Source organism: Pseudorhodobacter sp. (assembly GCF_030452865.1).
In the GTDB taxonomy this organism is placed as follows: domain Bacteria; phylum Pseudomonadota; class Alphaproteobacteria; order Rhodobacterales; family Rhodobacteraceae; genus Pseudorhodobacter.
In genome coordinates, this window is sequence record NZ_JAKDLJ010000585.1 from 1 (window position 1) to 1,583 (window position 1,583).

Sequence of the window (1,583 nt, forward strand, 5' to 3'; positions counted from 1 at the left end):
AGCAAAACCCGCCTCGCGCCGCATATTTGCCGCGAGGCGGGTTTTGCTAACCGGCATCAGTGGTCTCGGTCACCACTGATGCTTCGGGTTCTTCTTCCGCCTCCGCCTCCGCCAACCGCCCCGACAGCTCCGTCACGGCTTCTGAAAGTTGCAAACAGCGCGACTTCAAAAAGTCGATTTCTGCGGCCTGTTCGCGAAGGAGTGTTTGATCGCGCAGGGTCATTTCTTTTTACCGTCTTTTGCGGGTTCATCGGGCACTGCTTCCGGCATGGCGAACACGACCGAGGCGTCCAGCACCGAGGCAATCGCGCCATCATTGAAGCTGGCGACAACGCCGCCGTCCGCATCATAAAAGCGGGTGCCTGCACCATCGGTGACGAAACTGGCGGCGGAAATGGTGCCGGTGGCGCCGTCTTTGCGGGTGACTTGGTAGGATTTCATTCTGGTCTCCTTTTGAGGTTAAAAGTGGGGTTGAACGTGGTCAGTGGCCCAACTTAAATGTCAGGCCGAAGCTAATGATGCCGGATGTGAAATTCCCGTCACCGGGCATCACTTGGGCAAAGATGTTGCGGTGCCGGAACTGCACCCCGGCAAGAGGCACAAAATCCCCGGCGTGAACCGCGTAATCGCGCCCATCGACCGGGTAATGCGCCACCCCTGCAAACAAGCTGATCTGGGTCTGATCCCGTTTCCAGATCGGCAAGGCGGCGATGGCCGCAACCGACAACCGCCCATAGGAATTGCGATACGCGCCCAGTGAATAATCAAGGCCCGCCGCGCGATTTTCCCACGTCAGGAACAGGCCGGGATTGGCTTGCTTGAAAGGCACCGTCGCCGCGACATGACGCGATGACAGCAAAATCGACAGGCGGTCAGGATCAGCGTGGGCTGGCGCGGCAAGCAGCGTCAAGAGTATGATGGCGCGGATCATTTGTTCACCTGCTCGAACGTGCAGACGACACTTTGGACGTAGATGTCCGGCGAACCCGGTTGCTTGTAGGCCCGCATTCTCCATAAACCGCCCGCAAACGGCGTGTGACCATGGATAAGTGCGCCCACAAGTCGAAGCGTTGCATAGCCGCCGTCACCAGTTGCCGGGAAGCTGACGCCGGTTACAGCCTGACTGATCCATGAAGACCCGTCCCAGAGGTCAAATGTAAAAGTAAGACGTCCTGCCGTGGCGCTAGATGGGCCATAGTCCAACGTAATTGTAATAAGCGCAGGATTGTCAGGCGAATCGCTGTCGCCAACATAATCCGCAGGGTCGAAGTTGCTATCTGACCCAAGCTGTTGCGCAGTTGCCTTAGTGCTGGCCGTGATCAGCAGCGAAGACCATCGCGAGATGAAAGTGCGCCGCGACACTGCGCCATCGACGATCATGGAATTCGTAATTGCCAGAGCGTCAATGATCCCGCTCTCTGCGGTTATCGTTCCAACCGCCATTTTGTCCGCAGTGATCGTCCCTGCCGCGATCTTCGATGCCACCACGGCACCCGCTGCGATAGCGTTGGCCGTCACCGACCCTGCCGAGATCTTGTTGGCGGTGATCGCCCCGTCGACCACCAATTCGCCCGACGATGCCC

The 1,583-nt window shown here is 58.4% G+C and carries 4 protein-coding genes; all 4 read right to left on the minus strand.

Translation table 11 applies throughout. From position 1 onward, the window contains the following. Positions 1 to 46: 46 nt before the first annotated feature. The gene (locus L0H65_RS19700) at positions 47 to 223 is read right to left on the minus strand and encodes a hypothetical protein (protein ID WP_301460875.1); all 177 of its coding nucleotides are present in this window, start codon (positions 221 to 223) and stop codon (positions 47 to 49) included. Further along, positions 220 to 441 (minus strand): hypothetical protein, encoded by a 222-nt coding sequence (locus L0H65_RS19705; protein ID WP_301460876.1) that lies wholly within the window; start codon positions 439 to 441, stop codon positions 220 to 222. The genes L0H65_RS19700 and L0H65_RS19705 overlap by 4 nt, the downstream gene beginning before the upstream one ends. A 40-nt stretch (positions 442 to 481) precedes the next feature. After that, positions 482 to 931, minus strand: a complete 450-nt coding sequence (locus L0H65_RS19710) for a hypothetical protein (RefSeq protein ID WP_301460877.1) — start codon at positions 929 to 931, stop codon at positions 482 to 484. Continuing rightward, on the minus strand, positions 928 to 1,583 hold a 656-nt coding region (locus tag L0H65_RS19715; protein WP_301460878.1), incomplete at its 5' end, for a polymer-forming cytoskeletal protein. The genes L0H65_RS19715 and L0H65_RS19710, both read right to left, overlap by 4 nt.